The sequence below is a fragment of the Caulobacter sp. FV1ye13L genome (genome assembly GCF_058681155.1).
This window is the reverse complement of record NZ_CM178732.1, coordinates 2,324,483-2,347,432: the sequence shown is the minus strand read 5'-3', so window position 1 is coordinate 2,347,432 and position 22,950 is coordinate 2,324,483. Positions and strand designations below refer to the sequence as shown.

Sequence of the window (22,950 nt, the reverse complement as noted above, 5' to 3'; positions counted from 1 at the left end):
TCAGATCCGCAGCGGCGCCCCCGCATCACACAGAGCACAGCATGACCTCCAAGACGCCGTCGCGAGTGGTCCTGGTCACCGGCGGGGCCGACGGGATCGGCTGGGCGGCGTGCCGGCGCTTTGCTCAGGCCGGCGACCGGGTGTTGATCGCCGACCGCAACCTCGAACGCGCCCTGGAGCGCGCCGCCAGCCTGGGCGCGGACCACCACGCCATCGCGATGGACGTCTCCTCTGAAGCCCAGATTCGCGAGGGCTTCGAATGGGTGCGTCGCGAATTCGGGCGGCTCGACGTTCTGGTCAACAACGCTGGCGTGACCGACCCCCAGCCTACCGCGACCCTGGACCAGACGGCCGAAGAGGTCGCATGGCTGCAGTCGATCAACGTGACGGGCGCCTTTCTGGCCGCGCGGGAGGCGGGACGCCTCATGACCGCCCAGGGCCATGGCGCGATTATCAACCTAGCCTCCGGCGCAGGACTTGTCGCCCTGGCCAAGCGCACCAGCTACAGCGCCAGCAAGGCGGCCGTGATCTCGCTGACCCGCACCCTGGCCTGCGAATGGGCGGCTCAGGGTGTCCGCGTCAACGCTGTGCTGCCCGGCTACACCCGCACCCAGATGGTGCAGGACCAGATCGACGCCGGCCTTCTGAACCCATCCACGGTGCTCGCCCGCATTCCTCTGGGGCGCATGGGCGAGCCCGAGGAGATGGCCGAGGGTGTCTTCTTTCTAGCCAGCGAGGCGGCCAGCTACATCGTGGGCGCGACGCTGGTCGTGGACGGCGCCTACACCGTCTATGGCGGCGCCGGCCCGGCTTCGACAGCGCCCGCGCCCAGCGTTCCGGCGCCGTCCCCCCGCGTCAGCGCGATCACCGGCGGCGGACGAGGGATCGGCCGCTGCGTCGTGGAGCTGTTTCACGCCGCGGGGGATCGGCTTCTGGTGATCGAGCGCGACCCGCAGAGCGCCAAGGCGCTGGCCGAAGCGCTGGGTGAGGGGCATCTCGTCGTCCAGGCCGACATCACCGACATCCCTGCGGTCGAGGCGGCCTTCGCCCAGGCCACGGCTCGCTGGGGACGCCTGGACGTTCTGGTCAACAACGCCGGCGCCGCCGACGTGTTCAAGCCCACCCTGGATCAGACCGTCGAGGACTTCACCAGCGTCTACGACATCAATTTCAGCGGGCCGTTGGCGACGGCCAAGGCGGCCGCGCGCGCAATGGGTCAGGGGGGCGTCATCGTCAATATCGGCTCGATCGCGGGCCTGGGCGCCCTGCCCCGGCGCAACGCCTACTGCGCGGCCAAGGCGGCCGTGACGATGATGACCCGCAGCCTGGCGTGCGAATGGGCCTCCGCCGGCATCCGTGTGAACACGGTCGCACCCGGCTATATCGAGACCCCCGCCGTTCTGGCCCTCAAGTCCGCAGGGCGAGCGCAGTTCGACTCTATCAAGCGCCGTGCGCCCATCGGGCGCCTCGGAGACCCCATGGAGGTCGCCCGAACCATCGCGTTCCTGACCTCGCCCGCCGCCAGCTACGTCACCGGCGCCACGCTCAGCGTCGATGGCGGCTGGACCGCCTTCGGCGACGCCGGCGACGCCAGCGACATCCTGTAACCCCAGTTCATTTCACGAGACCTCCAGATGGCAGACCAACCCAATCTACAGCAACTCTGGGACAGCGAGCAGATCCGCCAGTGCCTGTACCGCTATTGCCGGGGTATCGATCGCATGGACGAGGCGGCCCTGCGCTCGGTGGCCTGGCCGGAAGGCCCTGATCAGCACGGCGCCTTCAAAGGCACGGCGTCGGAGTTCGTCGACTGGGCGCTGACGGTCCTGCCTCACATTGAGCGTGCAGTTCATCAGGTGCACAATGTCATGATCACCTTCGAAAATGGGTCGGCCGCCGCGGTAGAGTCCGTGTTTACAGCCCTGCACCGGCAACCTGATGACGACGGGTCGCTGGTCGTCCTGCACATGTGCGGCCGCTACCTGGACCGGTTCGAAAAGCGCGACGGCGACTGGCGCATCGCCGCGCGTCAGGTCGTCTTTGACTGGATCGAGAAGTCTGCACCGACACCTGGCGTACATCCTGACCGGTTCGCGGCCCGCACGCCGGTGGGCGGCCGTTTCCCCAACGACCCCCTCTACGCGTTCCTGGGTCGAAACGGCTAGCGGGTGGCGGGCGCGGCCCTAGCTGCGCCCGCCTTCCTCGCCCTAACCCGGGCTGCGCGCCGTGAAGTGGCACCCTTCGTAGCCCGCCGCCGCGACCCCGGCGCAGACCTCGGCATAACGGTTTAGGCCGCCGGCGAAGACGAAGAAGCCGCGCGGCTTACCCTCGATATTCGTCCCGGTGTACCAGGTGTCCGCCTTCACATAGAGGGTGCGATCCGCGATCTCGCACACGGTCTGGCCCCAACGCGTTTGCGCGTCGGCCGTGGCCTCAACGGTCGCCAGGCCCTGGCGGCGCATGTGCAGGATACAGTCCACCACCCAGTCGACGTTCATCTCGTCCAGCCGGATGTAGTTGGCCAGAATCGATGGTCCGCTCGGGCCGCCGATGATGAACAGGTTCGGGAAGCCGTGCATCAGAAGCGCCAGGTAGGATTTTGGCCCATCGCGCCAGTCTTCGCTGAGCTTCAGCCCATCGCGGCCCGTGATGTCGATGGCCAGCATCGGGCCGGTCAGGGCGTCATAGCCTGTGGCCATGATGATCACGTCCAGCGCGATCTCGCGGCCGGCCGTCCGCAGACCCGCCGGGGTGAATTCGACGATCGGTTCCTCGAAGCAGTCCACCAGCGAGACGTGCGGCGCGTTGAACGTCTCGTAGTATTGGGTGTCGAGACACGGCCTGCGGGCATAGATCGGATAGCCGCGCGGCTTGAGCTTCTCGGCCGTCACCGGGTCCTTGACCGTCTGGCCGATCTTGTCGCGCACGAAGTCTGCGACGATCTCGTTGGCCGCGGCGTTGGTCAGAAGATCCGAGAACAGGCCCAGAAACTGCAGTGCGCCCTTGGCCCAGGCCTCCTCCATGAGTTCATTGCGCTCCTCGACGGTCACGCTGAACAGCGGGCGGGTCGAGAGCGGCCGGACCCCCCCGGTGAAGGTCGTGCGGGCCACAGCGCGCAGGCCCGCCATGTTCGCCTTCAACTGTGCGGCGTAGACCTCCGAAATGGCCGTGTTGCGCATGGGTAGCGTGAAGCTCGGCGTGCGCTGGAAGACCGTCAGCGACTGACAGGTCTCGGCGACCACGGGCGCGATCTGGATGCCGGAAGAGCCGGTGCCCACCAGGCCCACCCGCTTGCCCCGGAAATCGACCTCGTGATGGGGCCATTTGCCCGAGCGATAGAGCTCGCCTTCAAATCGGTCGGAGCCTGGAATGTCGACAGGCTTGGGCAGGGACAGCGGGCCGGTGGCCATCACCAGGTAGTCGGATTCGAAACGGTCGCCATGCTGGGTGGTCAGGGTCCAGACGCGCCGCTCATCGTCGAAGGTGATGGCTTCCACCCGCGTGTCGAAAAGGTAGGCGGGTCTGAGGTCCAGGTGATCGGCGACGAAGTTGGCGTAGGCCAGGATCTCGGAGCCGGCCGCGAAGGTTTCGCTCCAGGTCCAGGCCTGCTCGATCGCTTCCGAAAAGGCGTAGCTATAGTCGATGCTGGTGACGTCGCACCGGGCGCCCGGGTAGCGGTTCCAGTACCAGGTCCCGCCGACATCACCGCCCGCCTCCAGGCCAAGCACCGACAGGCCTTCGCTCCGCAGCCGATGAACCGCGTACAGTCCGCCAAAGCCCGCGCCGACGACAATGGCGTCGGTGCGGCGCGCCTGCGCTCGGCGTGAATCAGCGATCGTAGTGGTCATTGCGGGGCGGCCCTACCAGCGAGGCGGCTACTGGTCGGCGTGGCGCATTCCGTTCTCAAGCCCGGCGCTCGTACAAAGGAACAAGATCACATAGGCGATATTGAGCGCCTTCAGCGGCAGCGAGGGCCCCACGGCCTGAGCCCCCCATAGCGTAGGGATCTGACAAGCAACGAGCAGGTCCATGGCTGAAGAGACATCTATCGGATCCCCGACCGAGCAACCGGCGTGGTCCTCAGGCTATCGGCGCTACGCCTTGGTGCTGTTGATGCTGATCTACGCGCTCAACATGCTCGATCGGCAGATCGTCACGATCCTGGCCGAACCGATGAAGGCTGAACTGCATCTCGCCGACTGGCAGATCGGCGCGGTTAGCGGCCTGGCCTTCGCTCTCTTCTACTCGGCGGTAGGCCTGCCGATGGCGCGCCTAGCCGACCGCGGGGACCGCGTTCGGCTGATCGCGATCTCGTTGGCCGTCTGGAGCGCATTTACCGCAGTCTGCGGCTTGGCTCGCTCTTTCCCGCAACTCATTCTGGCGCGGATCGGGGTCGGCATCGGCGAGGCTGGCTGTACACCGGCGGCCCATTCGCTGATTTCCGAGTTCACACCGCGCGCCAAACTGGCCTCGGCCCTGGCTTTCTATTCTCTTGGAATTCCCCTCGGATCGCTTTTGGGCTTGGCGATGGGCGGGCTCATCGTCGACAGCCTCGGCTGGCGCGCGGCCTTCATGGCCGCCGGATTGCCCGGGTTGGGTGTGGCGGTCCTCGCCATTGTCACCCTGCGCGAACCGCGTCGCCTACGCCCCGCGCTCGCCATGCAGACCAAAGGTCTCCAGTCCTTCATGGCGGCATTCGCCGAGCTGAAGGGCAAGCCCGCATTCTGGCTTATCGCCTTCGCCGCCGCGCTGACGTCATTTTCCTACTACGGTCAGTCTACGTTCTTCGGATCGCTTTTCCTTCGCAATCACAGTGAGGCGCTTACCCTGCTGGGGGCCAAGCTTGGGTTGGGTCCTGCAGGCATGGTCGGTTTGGCCCTCGGACTCATCATCGGCCTCGGCGGCGGCGCGGGTACGTTGATCGGCGGCCGGCTGGCCGACCGGGCCGCCCGCGGCGGCATCGCCGGCTATGCTCGACAGCCGATGTTTGTCCTGCTGGCCTCCACGCCGTTCCTGGGCCTGATGCCTTTCGCGCCAAACCTTACGCTGGCCCTGGCCGCCCTGATGGTCGGCGTCTTCCTGCACGCGATGGCCTATGGACCGACCTTCGCCTCGGTTCAGGTTCTGGCAAGCCCCAACGTCCGCGCGACCGCCTCGGCGATACTGTTTTTCCTGACAAGCTTGATTGGTCTGGGGCTGGGACCTCTAGCCGTCGGATCGGCCAGCGATCTCCTCAGCCAGAGATTTGGGCCGGTCCAAAGTCTGAACATCGCCTGCGCAGGCGCTTCGGTCGCCATGTTGGCGTCAGTCATCTGTTTTGGCCTGGCGGCGAAACGCATGGCGGCCAAACCGGCGGTCGCGACCGAGGCCGCAATGGGGATGGCTTGACCGCGCGTTGCGTCCAGCGAGAACCTGATGACTGCATCAAGCTGGGCCGCGACGGCGCGCCTCGATATGCGCGGAGACGACAGGAGCTCTGATGGCTTGAAGACTGGCGCAAGGTCCCTGATGAAACGCGACATGGGTTGCCGCGTCGCTGCCACAGCCGCATAAATCCTTATGGCTCCAAGCTGGGCGCGTTGGTTCAGGATTCCCCTATGCAGTTTGACGACGTTATCCTGGGTCGCCGAAGCATCCGCGGCTACAAGCCCGACCCCGTTCCCCGGGCTCTGATTGAGGAGATCATCGGGCTGGCGATGCGTGCGCCATCGTCGATGAACACCCAGCCGTGGAATTTCTACATCGTCACGGGCCAGCCGCTGGAGCGGATCCGCGCCGGCAACACCGAGCGAACCCTCGCCGGTGTGCCGCAGTCCCGGGAGTTTCGGACAGGCCAGACCTTCGCCGGCCAGCACCGCGACAGACAGGTCGGGGTCGCCAAGCAGCTGTTCTCGGCGATGGGGATCGAGCGCGATGACAAGGATGCCCGACAGGACTGGGTCTTGCGCGGCTTTCGCCAGTTTGACGCGCCGGTCTGCGTGATCGTCACCTATGACCGCGTCCTCGACGGCAGCGACGACACGCCGTTCGACTGCGGCGCGGTCGCCACCGCCCTGGTCAATGCCGCCTGGTCTCGCGGCCTTGGCGCGGTGATCAATAGCCAGGGCATCATGCAGTCACCGGTGGTTCGCGAGCATGCCGGCATTGCCGACGATCAGGTGATCATGAAAAGCATCGCCCTGGGCTGGCCGGATGAAAGCTTCCCGGCCAATGCCGTGGTGTCCGAGCGCAAGTCGGTGGCGGAAGCGGCGGTGTTTGTCGGCTTTGGCGACTAGCGTCGGTGGCGGAGGGACTTCCGACGCCGGCTCGCCGGGCTGATGGCGCAAACAGCGGCCAAAGGCCTCTAGGAACTTGGCGCTTGGCGGCCTTTGCCCTGCCCTGCGTTCCGGTGGCGGCGATGCTCATGCCCGTCGTCGTCTATCTTCCCAATTACTACGCCACGGATCTGGGCGTCAGCCTGAGTGCTATCGGACTGGCCTTCGGCATCGTTCGACTTTTCGATTTGTGGCTGGATCCGACCCTCGGGTTCCTGATCGACAGGACGAACACGCGCTTTGGCCGGTTCAAGCCCTGGCTGGTGGGCGGCCTGCCCATTGCCGTCCTCGCGGTCTGGATGCTGTTCATGGCGCGCCCGGGCATCGACGGAAACTACATCCTGTTCTGGCTGGTCCTGGGGTTTCTGGGCCAGTCCATGGCGACGATGGCGCACGTCACCTGGGCGGCCCGACTGGCTCCGGAATATGGGCAGCGCGCGCGCGTCTTCAGTTGGTGGCAGGGCTTCACCGTCGCGGGCATGCTCATTGTGCTCGCCATGCCGCCGCTGATGAAAATCGGCTTCGGGCTCGATTACGGGCAGGGCGTGCGGGCCATGGGCTGGTTCGTTGTGTTGAGCCTGCCCGTGGCCATCCTTCTGGCGCTGCTTTCAATTCACGAGCCGGCGTCGCCGCCGAACACCCAGTCTGCAACCTGGCGCCACTATCTGGATTTGATGCGCCGGCCATCGATCATGCGATTGCTGGCGTCGGATATTCTTCTCGGCACGGGCCCGGTCATCGCCGGAACCCTGTTCTTCTTCTATTTTGACGCCATCCGCGGCTGGGACCGTTCCGAAGCCGGCCTGCTGCTGCTGCTCTATTTTATCGGCGCACTGCTTGGCGCGCCGCTTTGGGGGCGGCTGGGACAGGCCATGGGCAAGCATCGCGCCCTGGCCATCGCCGCAGTCGCCTATGCCGTCGCACAGGTATCGGTGTTGATCGCGCCAGAGGGCCTGGTCTGGGGGATCGTGACCATGATCCTTGCCGGCCTGCCCTACAGCGCGGGGCCAGTATTGCTGCGCGCCATGATGGCCGACCTGAGTGACGAAGAGCGTCTCAGGAGCGGCGTGGATCGCAGCGGTCTGATGTTTGGTTTGCTGAGCGGGGCCGTAAAGATCGGCTCTGCGGTCGCGGTTTTTGCGTCCGTCAGCGCGCTGGAGTTTTTTGGGTTCAAGGCTGACCTGGGGGCCGAGAATGCGGCTCTGGCATTACTGGTTCTCTCGGTCAGCTTCGCCGTCGTGCCCGCCCTTTTGGCGCTTGCTGGCGCTGCCCTGATAGTCGGCCACACCATGGACAAGGCTGCGCATGATGAGATCCGCAAGGCGCTTGAGGCGCGTGACGCCGCGCAGACCTCACACGCATCGGCGCTTGGATCGCCGCCCTGACGGCGCGCGCTCCTGAGGCGATCGGGGAGCTGTCAGGTTGGCCGCTCAGCGGCGACCTATTGGCGCCGTGCGGGGTGGGGCGCGTTTGGCCGGTGGTTCGCCAACGGGCGTCGTGAGCAGGTTCCGGTCCGGGACGCAGCTCCTGTTCGCGCACTTCCTGGCCCGCGCCTGCGAACGGCTCGACGGCCCGCCGCCGGTGGTTGACGACAAGGTGCGCTGGCGACTTCACAATCACACCTGGCCCGGCAAGGTTCGGGAGCTGAGCCACTATGCCCAGCCCGTCGCCCTTGGGCTGGCCGACGAAAGCGGGATAAGCCCAACGACCGAGCTTGCGCCTCTACCGGAACGCGTCGCACCATATGAGGCTCGGGTCATCGAGGAGACTTTGGCCGCCAATGCGGGCGATATCCGCTCGACGCTGGAGGTGCTGCGCATCCCTCGCAAGACCTTTTACAACAAGGTCGAACGCCATGGCATCGACCTGACCCGCCACCGTCGAAAGTAATCCAGCGCTCTGCGCCGTATGCGCCATGAGCAGTGGTTCGGACCGCTCCAGAAAGCAGACTTTGTCGGCAGATCCGTCGTCCTCGGGGGCTAACCATTCGACACACCGCTCGAGTTTGCAGCGTGGTGGAGCTTTGAGTGATGTGCGACAGTCAGCCAGGGTCCGGTAGGGTGCCGCATGTTCAAGGTAGATCGACGTGGTTTCCTTTCTGCTTCAGGCGCGGCAGCGTTTCTGACCGGGGCGCCGGCCTGGGGTGATGAGGCCGCCGACGAAACGACGCCGCATTTCCCAAGTAGCGTGGAAAAGGCGCTCACCGCTGATCTCGCCGGGGCCAACGTCGCAGGCGCAGCGATCACGGTCGTCCAGGGCGGACGGTTGCGGGCCTTCCTGCCCTATGGCCGGGCGTCGATCCCCTTCGATGTTCCCGTGACGCCGAAGACCCTTTTCCAGATCGGATCCGTCGGCAAGCACGTGACGGCGCTGGCAATCTTGCAACTCGTCGAGGCGGGCAAGCTACAGTTAGACTGGCCGATTGGCCGCGCGGTTACGGGGTTGCCGAACTGGATTGCCGCCATCCCAATCCGCGACCTCCTGGGCCACACCGGCGGCGTTCCGGACTACGAAAATGGCTTTGACTGGGATCGGCCTTACTCACGCGAAGCCTTTCTGAACGCCCTCAAGGGGCCGGCTTTCGCGCCGGGCGAGGCCTGGAGCTACTCCAACAGCGGCTATGTGCTGCTGGGCTATGCGATCGAGGCCGCCGGCGGACAGACCTATCCGGACTATGTGACCCAGCGCCTTTTCACGCTGGCCGGCACAAGGCTTGCCCGGCCTGACGCGGCGGGCGAACCCATTCCCGGCCGGGCGGAGCCCTACGAGCTCAAGGGCGACAAGCTGATACATGCGATCCGAATGGAGAACGCCGTCTCGTCCATGCCCGATGGCGGCGTACTGTTCTCATCGCTGGACTGGGCGCCGTGGCTCCAGGCTATCGAGGTCTCCCGCCTTACCAGCGCCTCGCGTGTCGCCGAGATGTTCAAGGCCGGAACACTAAGGTCCGGGTCGTCGACGGGCTATGGCCTGGGCTGGTTCATCGACCAGGTGCGCGGCAAGCCTGTGCACTACCATTCCGGCGGCGTGCCGGGCTTCGCGACCTATGTCCAATACTATCCGGCCGAGCAGCTGCTAGTCGCGGTGACCTTCAACTCGCCGCCCAAGCTGGCGATGCAGACCCTGGTCGAGAGCGCCGTGGAGGCGTTCGCTCCAGGCGTCACGACCCTCGGCCTCCCGGCACGTCCGCAATCACCGCGCCGCGACGAGCGGCTGCGGGCCTTCCTTGCGGGGGACAACGCGTTCGCCTTGCCCGAGGTTTTACTGGGCGAGAAGGTGAGCGGCGAGGACGCATCCGAGCGGATCGGCGGAAAGCCCGAGGCCATCGCGTTCCTAGAAAGCCACACCGTGTCCGGCGGCGAGCTCTCACGCTATCGCCTCATGGTGAATGGCGCGCAGCTTGGCCTGCAGGTCGGCTGGACGCGGGACGCGGGACGACAACATCTTCCTCTTCCGCTAGCCGTCAGGACTCGCCCCTCCGACTGCGTGTCATCTCCAAACACCAGCGCGGCCCCAGGATCCAGACATCCACACCCCGGCGCCGCTGCCGAGCTTCGACATTGCGCTGCATAGACCAGCGGGTCCACGGGGGGGGCAAAATGGGCCAGTGAGGCCGAGCCGATGGCGCGCAGATTTTGTTTTCCGGCGAGTTTTTCGAGCTCACCCGTTTTGGCGGCGACGTCGTCCTTGCCGGCCAGACCGGAGAACCGCCGCACCGCAAAGCGGGTCGGTGGATGCGCCCGCAGCTGTACCCTCGGATCATTGATTTTTGGCAGCGTGTTCATCGCAGAGGCGCGGGGCATCGTGAAGCGCACGACCCATTCGCTGACGCTCTGGATCTGGGTGACCGGCGCGGTCATGGCGATTTTTTCGCTCGTCGAGCGGCTGGGCTGGCGCCGACACCTACAAGGGCAAGCCTCCGGCATGACGGCCTCCAGCTTTGCGCCTATAGCGGGGGCCATGTCAGACTCACTCTCCCGCGCCGCCGCCGAGGCGATGGACGCCGCCGATCCGCTAGCCGCCTTCGTCGCCGAGTTCGCCCTGCCCGAGGGCGTGGTCTATCTGAACGGCAACTCGCTAGGCCCCGCGCCCAGGGCCGCCCTGGCGCGCGTCGCACAGTCAGCGCAGGAGGAATGGGCCGATGGCCTGATCACCAGCTGGAACAAGTCCGGGTGGTTCGCCCTGCCCTATCGCCTCGGCGATCGTCTGGCCGGCCTGATCGGCGCGGGTCCGGGCGAGGTCGTGCTGACAGACGGGACCAGCCTGAACCTCTTTCGCGTCGTCTCCGCCGCTCTGGCCCTGCGCCCGGATCGGCGCGTGATCGTCATGGAAGGCAGCAACTTCCCGACCAACAACTACATGGTTCAGGGGCTGATCGAGTCCTTGTGCAAGGGTCACCAGATCCGCTTCGCCGAGAAGGACGCCATCGACGCCGCCATCGACGACGATGTCGCCGCCGTGGTCCTGACCCAGGCCCACTACAAGACCGCCCACGTCCTCGACATGGCCGGGATCACAACCAAGGCCCACGCCCACGGCGCTCTGGCCGTCTGGGACCTGTGCCACAGCGCTGGCGCCATGCCTGTGGACCTCAATGGCTGCGACGCGGACTTCGCCGTGGGCTGCACCTACAAGTACCTGAACGGCGGGCCTGGCAGCCCGGCCTTCCTGTTCGTCGCCAGCCGCCACCAGGGCGCGGCGGTCCAGCCGATGACCGGCTGGTGGGGCCACGGCGCGCCGTTCGCCTTTGACCGCGACTATCGTCCCGCCGAGGGCATCGGCAAGATGCTGACCGGCACCCAGCCGATCCTCAGCATGGTCGCCACCGAAGCCGGGATCGACATGACCGAGCGAGCCGGGACCACGGCCATCCGCGCCAAGTCGCTGGCGCTGGGCCGACTGTTCCAGGATCTGATGGAGACCCGTCTGGCCGACGCCGGCTTCGTGCTCTGCAGCCCGACCAACCCCGCCGACCGTGGCGGCCACATCGCCTATGACCATCCGTCAGGCTATCCGATCATGAAGGCCCTGATCGCGGGCGGCGTGATCGGCGACTTCCGCGCGCCGGCCACCATGCGTTTCGGCTTCGCGCCGTTGCATCTGCGGTTCGTCGATATCTGGGACGCGGTCGACCGTTTGGCCGTGATCATCGACAAGCAGATCTGGCGCGAGCCGGCCTACGCGGCCGTCGACGCCGTCACCTGAAGACGAGGCGGCGCATGGCGCCCTCGTCCGCTCGGGCCAATGTGGTGTGACAGTTCGTCAGCCCGGCATCGGCGCGCCTCACAGCGGCGGCTTGCCAGCGCCGTAAGTCAGTCCGTCAGCACGATCGGCACCACCGCCTCGACCCCGTCGGGGGCGAAAAGCAAGGTGGGGCGGCCGCCAAGGTCGGCCGCCAAGCCGCCGTCCAGCAGTCGCGAGCCAAAGCCCTTGCGGATCGGCGGCGAAACCGGCGGACCGCCATGCTCCTTCCAGCGCAGCTTGACGTTTGGCCCGTCTTCGCTGGACTCCCACACGATGTCGACGCGGCCCTCACAGGTCGAGAGCGCGCCATACTTGACCGCATTGGTGCTCAGCTCGTGCAGGGCCAGGGCGAGCGCCAGGGCGGCTGATGGCCCCAGGCGGCCGGCTGGCCCGCTGACGTGAATGCGCGCGGCGTCCGGGCCGACAAAGGGCTGGATCGCGCCGAGGACGATATCGTGCACCGCCGCCCCCTCCCAGCTTTCGCGGGTGAGGATATCGTGGGCCACAGACATCGCCATGATCCGATCCAGCAGCAACTCGCGCGCCGCGCCGGCGGTCTGGCCCTCGCGCAGGGTCTGGCGGGCGATCGATTGCACCGAAGCCAGCGTGTTCTTGACCCGGTGATTGAGCTCGTTGATCAGCAAACGCTGACGGGTCTCTGCGGCGCGCAAGTCAGTCAGATCGATGGCCAGGCCGACATAGCCAAGAAAGCCGCCCGTGGGGTCAAAGCGCGGCTTGGCGGTGACAAACATCCAGCGATACTCGCCGTCGATCCGCTGGAAACGCGCCTCGAACGTATAGGATGAGAGGGTCTCGCGGGCGGCCATGCGGGCCCTGGCCACCTGGATCAGGTCGTCAGCATGGATCAGCTGGATCCAGACATCGCCCAGCAGGCTGCCGGCCTCTACGCCCGCGATCTCGACAAAGGCCTGGTTGACGAACTCGATGCCGCCATCGATGCCCGTGATCCAGACCGGCGCGGGCGCGGAGTCGGCCATGCCTCGAAAGCGCGCCTCACTGTCGCGCAGGCGATCCTCGGCGGATTTGCGCTCGGTGACATCAACCAGCACGCCCAGCAGGGTCTGGCGCAATCCGGTCGAGCCCAGCTTGATCTCGGCGCGCAGTTGATACCAGCACCAGGCGCCATCCAGCCGGCGATAACGGAACTCGACCTCGAGGAAACGCTCGCCGCGTTTCCAGGCCGCCTGAGCCGCTCGCGCGATGCAGCCTACGTCTTCAGGCTCGAATCCGTCACGCAGCGCTTCGAGGCTGGGCCGCGCATCCTCGGGAAAGCCCAGCAGGCGATAGAGTTCAGGTGAACCACTCACACACTCGGTGGCGACATCATAGTCCCACACCGCCATGCGGCCGGCGTCCAGCGCCAGTTGCAGGCGATCGCTGGCCCGGCGCTCGGCCTCCTCCAGCCGCTTGCGCTCGGTGACGTCCTGCAGCGAGCCGATATAGCGCACCGCCCGCTCGACGCCCTCGACCTGAGCGAAGATCGCTTCACCATGGGCGACCACATTGCGCACGGCTCCGTCGGGCCGAACGATGCGATACTCGTAGACCACCTGTGTGCGGAGCGCCGGATCCAGGGCCTTGGCCGCCATGTCAGCCGCGTGACCGCTGTCCTCACAGTGGGTTAGGGCCCGGACGTCTTCGATGCTGATCGCCTGGTCCAGATCGAAACCGCTGATGACGCGCGCCACCGGCGAATAGACGATCTGATCCGTCAGCAGGTCCCAGTCCCATATGCCGATGCCGGCGGCGCGGGTGGCGATTTCCAGCCTGATTTCACTGTCGTTCATGCGGCTCTGGTGGCTTTCCGACGTCGCGGCGCTCGACAGAGTCGATGATGACCGAAGCGATGCAAGGCGTCACCCCGCGCCCTGCACAAACCTTGCTCACCCAAGCCCGCGGTCGGTCGAGGATTGAGATTGCCGAGCCCGACGGCTCGTTTAAGGTTCGTCCCATGCAAACGCACCTTCTCCCCCTCCTCGCCCTGGTCATGTGCGCCTGTGGCCCCGCCCCCGACGCCCCCGCGACCCAGGATGGTTCGAGCCCGCCGGTCGAGACCCGGGCCGCCAATGCGCCCGACCAGAAGCCCGCCTTCGCCGGCCAGACCCGCGCGCCCAGCCAGGCGCTGGGCGTGACCTATAGCGTCGAGACCGTGGTCGGCGGCCTGGACCACCCCTGGGGTCTGGCCTTCCTGCCGGACGGGACCAGACTGGTCACCGAACGCGCCGGACGACTGCGCCTGGTGGGCGCCAATGGCCAGCTGTCGACACCCGTGGCCGGCCTGCCTGCGGTCGACGCCAACGGCCAGGGCGGCCTGCTGGACGTGGCGGTCGATCCGAACTTCGCCAGCAACGGCCTGATCTACTGGACCTACGCCCAGGCCGGCGAAGGCGGCAACGGCACGGCGGCGGCGCGCGGCAAGCTGATCAGCGGCCCCTCCCCGCGCATAGAAGGCGTGCAGGTGATCTGGAGCCAGACGCCCAAGCTGAACTCCAGCCTGCACTTCGGCGGCCGCCTGGTCTTCGCCACGGATGGCACGCTGTTCATCACCACGGGCGATCGCTCCATCCAGGAAGGCCGCATGCAGGCCCAGCGTCTGGATGGCGCCCTAGGCAAGGTGATCCGCATCAGTTCCGACGGCTCGATCCCCTCGGACAACCCCTATGTCGGCAAGGCCGGCGCGAAGCCCGAGATCTGGTCCGCCGGCCACCGCAACCTGCAGGCCGCTGCGCTGGATCCGTCGGGCCGCCTTTGGACTGTGGAGCACGGCGCCAAGGGCGGCGACGAGTTGAACCACCCGGAGGCCGGCAAGGACTACGGTTGGCCGACCGCCACCTATGGCGAGGAGTATTCCGGCAGGCCAATCGGCGACGGGATCACCGCCAAGGCCGGTCTGGAACAGCCGGTCTATTACTGGGATCCGGTTATCGCCCCCTCGGGCATGGTCTTCTATCAGGCCGATCTTTTCCCCGCCTGGAAGGGTAGCGTGCTGGTCGGCGCGCTGCGGGGGCAACACGTCGCGCGCCTGACGCTGAAGGATGACAGGGTGGTGGGCGAAGAGCGCCTGTTCGAGGAACTCGACCAGCGGATCCGTGATGTTCGCGTCGGCCCCGACGGCGCGGTCTACCTGCTGACAGACGCGGACGACGGCAAGCTGCTGCGGGTGGTCCCCAAGCCCTAGGGTCAGGGGCATGAGCGCCGACGAGACGGCGGTGACGCGGGGCTTTCCCCGTGACCCCCGCCGGATCGCCCAACTCTCTTGTGTTCTAGAAGGCCGGCACCACCGCGCCTTGGTACTTCTGAGCCATGAATGCAGCCACTTCAGGCGTCGTCAGGGCGGCGGCCAGTTTCTGGACGCGAGGGTCGTCCTTGTTGTCGGGCCGGCCGACCAGATAGTTGACATAGGGGCTTTTGCTGTCCTCGATCAGCAGGGCGTCCTTGGACGGGTTCAGCTTGGCGTCGAGGGCGTAGTTGGTGTTGATGATCGCCAGGTCCACCTGGTTGAGCACGCGCGGCAGGGTCGCGCCTTCCAGTTCCTTGAACTTCAGCCCCTTGGGATTGGCGGCGATGTCCTTGAGGCTCGACAGCGGATTGGCCGGGTCCTTCAGGGTGATGACGTTGTTGCGCGACAGCAGCAGCAGGGCGCGCCCCTCGGTGCTGGCGTCGTTGGGAATGGCCACGGTGGCGCCCTGCGGCAGCTCGGCGATGGTCTTGTACCTGACCGAATAGGCGCCGATCGGCTCGATGTGCACGCCCTTGATCGCGATCAGGTTCGTGCCCTTGTCCCTGTTGAAGGTCTCCAGATACGGCAGCGTCTGGAAATAGCTGACGTCGATGCGCTTCTCGGCGACCTGGGTGTTGGGCTGGACGTAGTCGTTGAAGACCTTGATCTCGATCTTCAGGCCCTGCTCGGCCAGCTTGGGCTTGATGAACTCGAGCACCTCGGCGTGCGGGATGGCCGTGGCGGCGACGGTCAGGGTGTCGGAAGCGCTTGAGGAAGCGGCGGGCTTCTGACCGCAGGCGGCGAGAGCCCCAAGGGTCAGCACGGAAGCGGCGAGGCTGAGGGCGACAAAAGCGCGACGGGCGACCATGAACGGCTCCACAAGACGATAAATCGAGTTGGGTTTTGCCCCGTTTCGATCGCCTTATGAAATCAGATTTCCTGATCAGGGTGGGAGAGTCTTGCCCCTCCCCCACCTGACGCTCCCGTCAGCCCAGCGCTGCCTTGTTGGCCAGCAGGAAGTCGCGCACCGTCCCAGGCTTGCGCCCGGTCAGCGCCTCGACCGTCGGCGTGAGCACCGCATGATAGCCCTGAGCGGCGGCGACATCGAAGTCGGTCAGCATGTCGGCCACAAAGTCGGGCAGACCCGCGCCGGTCAAACCACCGCGCAGCTGCTCGGCGGTAAGGCCGATATGGGCGACGGGACGCCCCGACACCTCGGACAGGAGCGCGGCAAGCTGGTCCTGGGTCATGGCTTCAGGCCCGGTCACGTCCAGGATCTGGCGCCCCTTCGCATGCAGCAGGGCTGAGGCGTCGGTGCGGGCGCAGTCTTCGCGGGTGACGTAGGAGCGACCAAGGCCGCCCGTGGCGGTGAACAGCTGTCCGCCGGCCACGGCCTGCCCAGCGCCCATCAGGATCATCTCGGCATAGAGGTTGTGGCGCAGCAGGGTCCAGTCCAGACCCGAGGCGATGATCGCCTGCTCGGTCCAGAAATGGTCGTCCATGACGCCGCCGCCCGCCTTGGGGGTCGGAGCCGGGGCCGAGGTGTAGACGATGTGCTTGACGCCGGCCGCCACGGCGGCGGCCACGGCGGCGCGTTGCTGGCCGATGCGCTGGCCCGGCTGACCCAGGGCGTCGGTGCTGATCAGCAGCAGGCGGTCGACGCCGGCGAAGGCCGAGGCGAGCGAGGCGGGGTCATCAAAGTCGGCCCGGCGCGCCTCGGCGCCCCGCTCGACCAGATCTGCCAGCTTGGACGGATCGCGCGACGCCGCCACCACATCGGCGCCGGCTTGCAGCAGCAGTTCGACCACGCGTCGGCCCAGTTGGCCGCCGGCGCCGGTCACAAGAAGCTTGGGAGAAGAAGCGCTCATCTTGAAGTCCTGGTCTCGAAATGAGACCTGCACTACATATGAAACCACCTAAGCTCCGTGAAGGAGGCAGTTTCGCGGGACCAGGTATGCAAAAGGGAACCGCCTGATGAGCGCTCAACAGCTGATCGAACGCCTGAAGCAGTGGCAAGGCCAGGCCGTCCCGGCCGGCGCCTGCCCGGTTCGCGACGTCATGGACCACCTGGGCGACAAGTGGAGCACCCTTCTGATCATCGTCCTGGCGGACGGTCCGCAACGCTTCAACGCGATCAGGCGCGCCGTGCCCGATATCAGCCAGCGGATGCTGACCCAGACCCTGCGCGATCTGCAGCGCGACGGCCTGATCACCCGCCAGGTGTTTCCGACCCTGCCGCCCAGCGTCGAGTATCGTCTGTCGGACATGGGCGAGAGCCTGCTGGAGCCTCTGGCGGCCCTGATCGGCTGGGCCGAGGCGCATCATCCGGCGATCCGCCAGGCGCGCGCGGCCTATGACAGCCAGATCGTCTCCTAAGCGAGCTTGACCACCGCCCCGAACAGGTCGCCTGAGAGGGGATGGCCAAGGAAACCGTCTACATCGTGCAAGCCTATATCGCCGGGCGCGGCAAAGGCCTGAAGGCCGAGCAGCAGATCGGCTGCAAGGACGCCGCCGAGGCGCGCCGCAAGGCCGAGCGCCTGGCGCCGCTGCGCGAGGGCGTGGTGGCCTTCGCCGCCTCGGCCGATGTCGAGCTGGGCGACTATGACGAGAACCCCGACATCCTGTTCAAGGCCGGCCGGCTGCCGTTTCCCTTCGACCAGGCCTAGCCTTCGTCGTTGGCCGGCTCATCGGGTGATCCGTGGATCGCCCAGTTGACCACGAAGTCCGGCGTATCGCCCTCGAGACTCGTCACACCAAGTTCTGCGGCCAGGATATTGGATGTCTGGGGCGGCAGGGCATAGGTGTCGCCGTCGTGTTCGCCCAGCAGGTCGAGCAAGATGCCATCACGGTCGTCGGCCTCGATGACCACGCCGAAGAACTGCTGGCGCTCGGTGACCTCGCCCTCGTCGTCGAGAAAGGTCAGGCCGACCAGCAGGGTCTTGCCGATCAGGGCCTTGGCGAAGGCCTCGTCCCAGTGCTCTGGGGGCGGCTCGGACAGGATGGGGATGTCGTTGGTCATGGCCGCCTTCTAGCGATGTGAAACCCGGCGCACCACCGTGTCGCCGACCATCTGCAGCGCCTGCACTAGGATCAGCAGCAGCACCACGGTGACCACCATCACGTCGGTCTGGAAACGCTGATAGCCGAAGCGGATGGCCAGGTCGCCCAAGCCCCCTGCCCCGACCACGCCGGCCATGGCGGTATAGGACACCAGGGCGATGGCCGTGACCGTGGCGGCGGCGATGATCCCTGGCATGGCCTCGGGCAGCAGAGCGCCCAGCACCACCTGCCGACGCCGGGCGCCCATCGCGAAGCTGGCCTCGATGACGCCCTTATCGACCTCGCGCAGGGCGGTCTCGACCAGTCGCGCGAAGAACGGCGCGGCGCCGGCCACCAGCGGCGGGATCGCGCCCTGCACGCCCAGCGAGGTGCCGACCAGGGCCACGGTCAGAGGGATCATCACGATCAGCAGGATCACGAACGGCACCGAGCGCAGGATATTGACCAGCAGCGACAGCAGGCCGTTGGCCGCGCGGTTCTCCAGCATCTGGCCCTTGCCGGTCAGGAACAGGATCACGCCCAGCGGCAAACCCAAAATGACCGTCAGGACCATCGAGCCGCCCAGCATGGTCAGGGTGTCGAGGGTCGCCTGGGCGATCTCGGACCAGTCTATGTTCGAGACGCTCATCGGGCGGTCTCCCCGGAAAGTTCATCCACGCGCACGCCCTCGGCCTGGAACCGGGCGATAGCCGCACCGACGTCGCCGCCGGTCAGGGCCAGGGTCAGCTGGCCATAGGGGGTCTCGCGCAGGCGATGGATGCGGCCGCCCAGGATGGAATAGTCGACGCCCGTGGCGCGGGCCACCTCGCCCAGCACCGGCTTGTAGGTCGCCTCGCCCTTGAAGGTCAGCCGCACCACACGACCCGTCAGAGCCGCGTCGGCGGCGGGCTCACCGTCCGCCTCGCGCACGAAGCGGCGGGCCGTATCACTGGCCGGATGCAGGAAAACGTCCTCGACCGGCCCGGTCTCGACCACGCGCCCGGCCTCCAACACCGCCACCCGGTCGCAGACGCGGCGCACCACATCCATCTCGTGGGTGATCAGCACGATGGTCAGGCCCAGTTCGCGATTGAGATTGGAGACCAGCTCCAGGATCTGCTCGGTCGTCTCGGGATCCAGGGCGCTGGTCGCTTCGTCGCACAGCAGGATCTTTGGGCCGGTCGCCAGGGCCCTTGCGATGCCGACCCGCTGTTTCTGGCCGCCCGACAGCTGGGCCGGGTACTTGGCAGCGTGATCGGCAAGCCCCACCCGCGCCAGCAACTCGGCGGTGCGCGCCTTGACCTCGGCGGCCGGTCGCCCGGCCAGCTTCAGCGGGAAGGCGACATTGTCGGCCACGGTCTTGGACGACAGCAGGTTGAAGTGCTGGAAGATCATCCCCACCCGGCGACGCAGGGCGCGCAGGCCCTCGACGCCCAGGGCGGCGACATCGTCGCCATCCACCACGACGCGGCCGCCGGTCGGCTTTTCCAAGCCGTTGATCAGCCGGATCAAGGTGGACTTGCCTGCGCCCGAGGCCCCGATCACGCCGAACACCTCGCCGGCCTTCACCGACAGCGAAACCTCGCTCAGAGCGGCGTGCCCGCCTTTTGCATAGGTCTTGGAAACAGCCTCGAAGGCGATCACGGCGTCAGGCATCCCGGGCTGGCGGCTCCATGGCGGAGCGTTGGCCCGTAACTAGCGATCCCGACGCCGTTTTCCCAGAGGTGTCTCAGGGCTGGCGCACCACTGCCCCGCCCTTCATCACGAAGACCGGCTTTTCCAGCGTGGTCACGTCGGTCAGCGGATCGCCATTGACGGCGATGATGTCGCCGTAGCGACCCACGGCCACCTGGCCCACGTCCTTCTCCTGGCCCAAGGCCTGGGCGGCGTTGACCGTGGCCGACTGGATGGCCTGCAGGGGGGTGGCGCCATAGCGAACCATCGCGGCGAACTGCTTGGCGTTCTGGCCGTGGGGATAGATGCCGGCGTCGGTGCCCAGCACCATTTTCACGCCCGCCTTGATCGCCTTGCGGAAGTTCTCGCGCTGCACGTCGCCGATCTCGCGGTCCTTGCGCAGGTTGTCCTCCAGCACGCCGTTCTTCTTGCCCTCGGCCTGGGTGTAGTCGGTGTTGTAGATGTCCATCGAGAACCAGGCGCCCTTCTGGACGGCCAGCTTGATGCCCTCGTCATCGACCAGGCTGACATGCTCGATGGTGTCGACGCCCGCTCGGATGGCGTCCTTGATGCCCGCCGCGCCGTGAGCGTGAGCGGCGACCTTCAGGCCCCACATGTGGGCCTCTTCGACGATGGCGGTCATCTCGGCCAGGGACAGTTGCTGCTGACCCGGCTCGGTGTTGCGCGAGAAGACCCCGCCGGTCGCGCAGATCTTGATCACCTGGGCCCCGTACTTGCGCACCTCGCGCACCTTCTTGCGGCCCTCCTCGGGACCGTCGGCCACATAGGGCCCCTTCTGGGCCATCGAGGCCGGGAAGTAGGTGGAGTCGCAATGGCCGCCCGTCGCGCCGATCGCATAGCCAGCGGTGACAATGCGAGGGCCAGGCACATAGCCGCCGTCGATCGCCTCGCGCAGGCCCACGTCGTTGAAGCGGTCGGCGCCCAGATTGCGGATGGTTGTGAAGCCGGCTTCGACGGTGGCCTTGGCGTTGGCCGTCTGGACCACGCTCCAGAAAGCGTCGCTGTATTGCAGGCTGTTATAGCCGCCCACCTCGGCCAGGCTGTCGATGTGGACGTGCATGTCGATCAGGCCCGGCAGCAGGGTCGCGCCCGGCAGATCGATCAGCTTGGCGCCGGCGGGAATGGCCAGTTCGCCCTTCTTGCCGACCGCCGTGATGCGGCCGTCCGTGACGATCACCATCGGATTTTCGACATACTTGCCCGACGCCACGTCCAGCAGCCGCGCTGCGCTGACCGCCTCGATCTGCGCCGCCTGGGCTGAAGCGCCGGCGCAGAGCGCGCCCATGATCGCCAGAGCCTTGATCCCAACCCGCATGTTCCGTCCCCGTCCATGATTCAGGACGGCGACGCTAGCATGGGATCGCCCCGCGTCGAGGGCCGATCAGCGGGTCTTCGGCGGCATCTGGATGCTTTCCAGATAAGCGATCAGATCCTTGACCTGATCGGCTTCCAAAGCGATCTGCGGCATCTGCGGGTGACCCGTCGAGATCCCTTCAGCGAAGGCTTCCTGCAGGTTGGCGACCGGATAGCGCTGGCTGAGGGTGCGAAACGGCGGAGCCGGCGAAAGGCTGCTCTCCCCCGAGAGGCCGACGGCATGGCAGGCCGCGCATCGCGTCTCGACCAGTGCCCGTCCGCGCGTCACCGGATCAGCCGCCACGGCCGGGGGCGCGGCGGCAGCCGCGGGCGTAGGCCCAGGCGAACCGGACGTCGCGCAACCCGCGACAAGTAGAAAACTCACGATCAACAGGCGGCGCACGGCGGTCTCCGGGACAGGATGCGTCAGCCACTATTCGGAATGACGACAGGCAGGCTTTGATCCTGCTCAAGGCGAGGTTAGCACGCCCGCCTTCGTCCCGGACCGCCATTCGCGTCCGTTTTTCACTGACTGCTGCGCCCTGCGCTCTCGACGGGGAAAACGGACGCGCAAGGCCGTTCCGCTACCCAGGGACATGGCGGAATGGTGGACGCGCCGGACTTAAAATCCCATGCGCACCACCTCCGAAGCTAGAAAATCCATAAAAACAACAACGACTTATCGAAAAGACGCAGCGACGCCTAGCACAGCGCTAGCACAACACAGTCCTTCCCACTCCCAGACCGCTCGCGAAGATCGCTACCTGCTCATGGACGGCAGGGTTCAGCTGTACCTGCGAAACGGCAGCCCAAACTGGCAATGCGCCTGCTCCGTCGACGGCCGTCAGCACCGCGCCAATACCCGCGAAGACGGCTTCAATCGTGCGACAGCGTTCGCACGGGACTGGTATCTGGCGGTGACGAGCGGCAGCGGCGGCGTGGTCAATTCGGAACCTGTGCGGCGTCCGCAACCGTCGGCACGGCCACGCGCCAGCCAACCATCGCCCCGCGCGCAGAAGCAGACCTTTCGCGAGGCCGCCAACCGCTTCATGGTGGAGTTTGAGACCCTCACCCGTGGTCAGCGCAACGCTGTCTATGTCGAGGGACATCGGCGGCGGCTGGCCAACCACCTCATTCCATTCTTCGGCGAGTGCACGGTCGGTGAGCTGACATCGGGCATGATTTCGGACTATCGCGTCCAACGAATGAACGGAGGGCGGCATGGCAAGCAGCCCGCCCGCAGCACCTTGCACCAGGAGATCGTCTGCCTGCGCCAGGTGCTGAAGTCCGCCATTCGCCATCGGTGGATCAGCCACTTGCCCGACCTCTCGGCGCCCTACGGCCAGTCCGGAAAGATCTCCCATCGAGCCTGGTTTTCACCCCAAGAGTGGAAACTGTTCGAGGCGGCCGTTCGCGAGAGGGCCAGAAACCCGCTCAAGGAAAGGTGGCGCAGCGCCAGCGAGAATTTTCGCGATTGCGTGCTCTTCCTCGTGCACACGGGTTTGCGGCCCGACGAAGCTCTTCGGCTTGAGCATCGGGACGTCACCATCGTGACCGACGAAGGCTCCGGCGAGCGCATTTTGGAAATTGCCGTGCGTGGCAAACGCGGCGTCGGCTGGTGCAAAAGCATGCCGGAAGCAGTCACGCCGTTCAGGCGGCTAAAGGCTAAGAACGTGAGCGGACCAACCGAACGTCTTTTCCCGTCCCTCCAACACGAGCTGTTCAACGCCATCCTGGGCGAGCTGGGCATGAAGGTTGACCGTGAGGGACAGCGTCGAACCGCCTATAGCCTGCGCCACACCTACATCAGCAGCCGCTTGATGGCCGGCGCCGATATCTACCAAGTGGCAAAGAACTGCAGAACCAGCGTCGAGATGATCGAGACCTACTATGCGTCGCACATCAAGAACGTGATCGATGCATCTGCGATTAACGTCCGCAAATCCCCGCCCGTACGTGCAGCTGTCCGAGGATCTCGCTCCCGCGCCTAACCGAATGGTCGCCAAAGGCCGGAACCGGCCGACGCGACCATTGGCGAAGGGATGGACCGAACGGTCCATCCCG

At 66.4% G+C, this 22,950-nt stretch carries 21 protein-coding genes and 1 pseudogene; 12 read left to right on the top strand and 10 right to left on the bottom strand.

The genetic code is table 11. The annotated features are described in order from the left end of the window. The first annotated feature begins 41 nt into the window (after window positions 1-41). Complete coding sequence (locus ACW176_RS11230; RefSeq protein ID WP_492109189.1) at window positions 42-1,607, top strand: glucose 1-dehydrogenase; 1,566 nt, start codon at window positions 42-44, stop codon at window positions 1,605-1,607. A gap of 27 nt (window positions 1,608-1,634) precedes the next feature. Next, window positions 1,635-2,165: a nuclear transport factor 2 family protein gene (locus ACW176_RS11225; RefSeq protein WP_492109188.1), complete on the top strand. Its 531-nt coding sequence runs from the start codon at window positions 1,635-1,637 to the stop codon at window positions 2,163-2,165. Between the two features lie 42 nt (window positions 2,166-2,207). Here ACW176_RS11225 and ACW176_RS11220 read toward each other — a convergent pair whose 3' ends face one another. Then, window positions 2,208-3,848, bottom strand: coding sequence for a flavin-containing monooxygenase (locus ACW176_RS11220; protein WP_492109187.1), 1,641 nt, complete (start codon window positions 3,846-3,848; stop codon window positions 2,208-2,210). A 181-nt stretch (window positions 3,849-4,029) separates the two neighbouring features. Between ACW176_RS11220 and ACW176_RS11215 the strand changes: the two genes are divergently transcribed. The 5 genes from ACW176_RS11215 (at window position 4,030) to ACW176_RS11195 (ending at window position 9,887) form a co-directional block, all read left to right on the top strand. Then, window positions 4,030-5,388 (top strand): spinster family MFS transporter, encoded by a 1,359-nt coding sequence (locus ACW176_RS11215; protein WP_492109186.1) that lies wholly within the window; start codon window positions 4,030-4,032, stop codon window positions 5,386-5,388. 209 nt (window positions 5,389-5,597) lie between these two features. Then, window positions 5,598-6,275 carry a nitroreductase gene (locus ACW176_RS11210; RefSeq protein WP_492109185.1) on the top strand — a complete coding sequence of 226 codons (678 nt, stop codon included), beginning with the start codon at window positions 5,598-5,600 and terminating at the stop codon, window positions 6,273-6,275. A gap of 5 nt (window positions 6,276-6,280) precedes the next feature. Further along, window positions 6,281-7,699: an MFS transporter gene (locus ACW176_RS11205; protein WP_492109184.1), complete on the top strand. Its 1,419-nt coding sequence runs from the start codon at window positions 6,281-6,283 to the stop codon at window positions 7,697-7,699. A gap of 85 nt (window positions 7,700-7,784) precedes the next feature. After that, on the top strand, window positions 7,785-8,204 hold the full coding sequence (locus ACW176_RS11200; protein WP_492109183.1) for an AAA-type ATPase lid domain-containing protein: 420 nt from the start codon (window positions 7,785-7,787) through the stop codon (window positions 8,202-8,204). 177 nt (window positions 8,205-8,381) lie between these two features. Further along, the gene (locus tag ACW176_RS11195) at window positions 8,382-9,887 is read left to right on the top strand and encodes a serine hydrolase domain-containing protein (protein ID WP_492109182.1); all 1,506 of its coding nucleotides are present in this window, start codon (window positions 8,382-8,384) and stop codon (window positions 9,885-9,887) included. Between the two features lie 71 nt (window positions 9,888-9,958). On the opposite strand, the pseudogene ACW176_RS11190 reads toward ACW176_RS11195, so the two are convergent. After that, window positions 9,959-10,174: pseudogene (locus ACW176_RS11190) on the bottom strand (heme-binding protein); the annotation flags it as partial. On the opposite strand from ACW176_RS11190, the gene kynU reads away from it, so the two are divergent. After that, window positions 10,119-11,519 carry a kynureninase gene (kynU, locus tag ACW176_RS11185; RefSeq protein WP_492109181.1) on the top strand — a complete coding sequence of 467 codons (1,401 nt, stop codon included), beginning with the start codon at window positions 10,119-10,121 and terminating at the stop codon, window positions 11,517-11,519. The pseudogene ACW176_RS11190 and the gene kynU overlap by 56 nt on opposite strands. A 107-nt stretch (window positions 11,520-11,626) precedes the next feature. Here kynU and ACW176_RS11180 read toward each other — a convergent pair whose 3' ends face one another. Then, entirely contained in the window at window positions 11,627-13,366 is a 1,740-nt protein-coding gene (locus ACW176_RS11180) for a PAS domain-containing protein (protein ID WP_492109180.1), read from the bottom strand. A gap of 164 nt (window positions 13,367-13,530) precedes the next feature. Between ACW176_RS11180 and ACW176_RS11175 the strand changes: the two genes are divergently transcribed. After that, on the top strand, window positions 13,531-14,757 hold the full coding sequence (locus ACW176_RS11175; RefSeq protein ID WP_492109179.1) for a PQQ-dependent sugar dehydrogenase: 1,227 nt from the start codon (window positions 13,531-13,533) through the stop codon (window positions 14,755-14,757). 85 nt (window positions 14,758-14,842) lie between these two features. On the opposite strand, the gene ACW176_RS11170 is transcribed toward ACW176_RS11175, so the two are convergent. Then, entirely contained in the window at window positions 14,843-15,667 is an 825-nt protein-coding gene (locus ACW176_RS11170) for a MetQ/NlpA family ABC transporter substrate-binding protein (protein WP_492109178.1), read from the bottom strand. Between the two features lie 118 nt (window positions 15,668-15,785). Further along, window positions 15,786-16,667: an SDR family oxidoreductase gene (locus ACW176_RS11165; protein ID WP_492109177.1), complete on the bottom strand. Its 882-nt coding sequence runs from the start codon at window positions 16,665-16,667 to the stop codon at window positions 15,786-15,788. 106 nt (window positions 16,668-16,773) lie between these two features. Here ACW176_RS11165 and ACW176_RS11160 point away from each other — a divergent pair, with 106 nt between their 5' ends. Both ACW176_RS11160 and ACW176_RS11155 read left to right on the top strand, forming a co-directional pair. Next, window positions 16,774-17,175 carry a winged helix-turn-helix transcriptional regulator gene (locus ACW176_RS11160; protein WP_492109176.1) on the top strand — a complete coding sequence of 134 codons (402 nt, stop codon included), beginning with the start codon at window positions 16,774-16,776 and terminating at the stop codon, window positions 17,173-17,175. A gap of 41 nt (window positions 17,176-17,216) precedes the next feature. Beyond that, the gene (locus tag ACW176_RS11155; RefSeq protein ID WP_156111248.1) at window positions 17,217-17,465 is read left to right on the top strand and encodes a hypothetical protein; all 249 of its coding nucleotides are present in this window, start codon (window positions 17,217-17,219) and stop codon (window positions 17,463-17,465) included. Here ACW176_RS11155 and ACW176_RS11150 read toward each other — a convergent pair. The 5 genes from ACW176_RS11150 to ACW176_RS11130 form a co-directional block, all read right to left on the bottom strand. Next, on the bottom strand, window positions 17,462-17,818 hold the full coding sequence (locus ACW176_RS11150; protein ID WP_492109175.1) for a hypothetical protein: 357 nt from the start codon (window positions 17,816-17,818) through the stop codon (window positions 17,462-17,464). The two genes, ACW176_RS11155 and ACW176_RS11150, sit on opposite strands and share 4 nt — an antisense overlap. Before the next feature lie 9 nt (window positions 17,819-17,827). Beyond that, the gene (locus tag ACW176_RS11145) at window positions 17,828-18,487 is read right to left on the bottom strand and encodes a methionine ABC transporter permease (protein WP_419320599.1); all 660 of its coding nucleotides are present in this window, start codon (window positions 18,485-18,487) and stop codon (window positions 17,828-17,830) included. Beyond that, on the bottom strand, window positions 18,484-19,482 hold the full coding sequence (locus ACW176_RS11140) for a methionine ABC transporter ATP-binding protein (RefSeq protein ID WP_492111914.1): 999 nt from the start codon (window positions 19,480-19,482) through the stop codon (window positions 18,484-18,486). The genes ACW176_RS11145 and ACW176_RS11140 overlap by 4 nt, the downstream gene beginning before the upstream one ends. Before the next feature lie 85 nt (window positions 19,483-19,567). Continuing rightward, window positions 19,568-20,848 (bottom strand): Xaa-Pro dipeptidase, encoded by a 1,281-nt coding sequence (locus ACW176_RS11135; protein WP_492109174.1) that lies wholly within the window; start codon window positions 20,846-20,848, stop codon window positions 19,568-19,570. Between the two features lie 66 nt (window positions 20,849-20,914). Beyond that, on the bottom strand, window positions 20,915-21,289 hold the full coding sequence (locus ACW176_RS11130) for a c-type cytochrome (protein WP_492109173.1): 375 nt from the start codon (window positions 21,287-21,289) through the stop codon (window positions 20,915-20,917). A gap of 229 nt (window positions 21,290-21,518) precedes the next feature. Here ACW176_RS11130 and ACW176_RS11125 point away from each other — a divergent pair, with 229 nt between their 5' ends. Continuing rightward, window positions 21,519-22,877, top strand: coding sequence for a tyrosine-type recombinase/integrase (locus ACW176_RS11125; RefSeq protein WP_492109172.1), 1,359 nt, complete (start codon window positions 21,519-21,521; stop codon window positions 22,875-22,877). The last annotated feature ends 73 nt before the right edge of the window (window positions 22,878-22,950 follow it).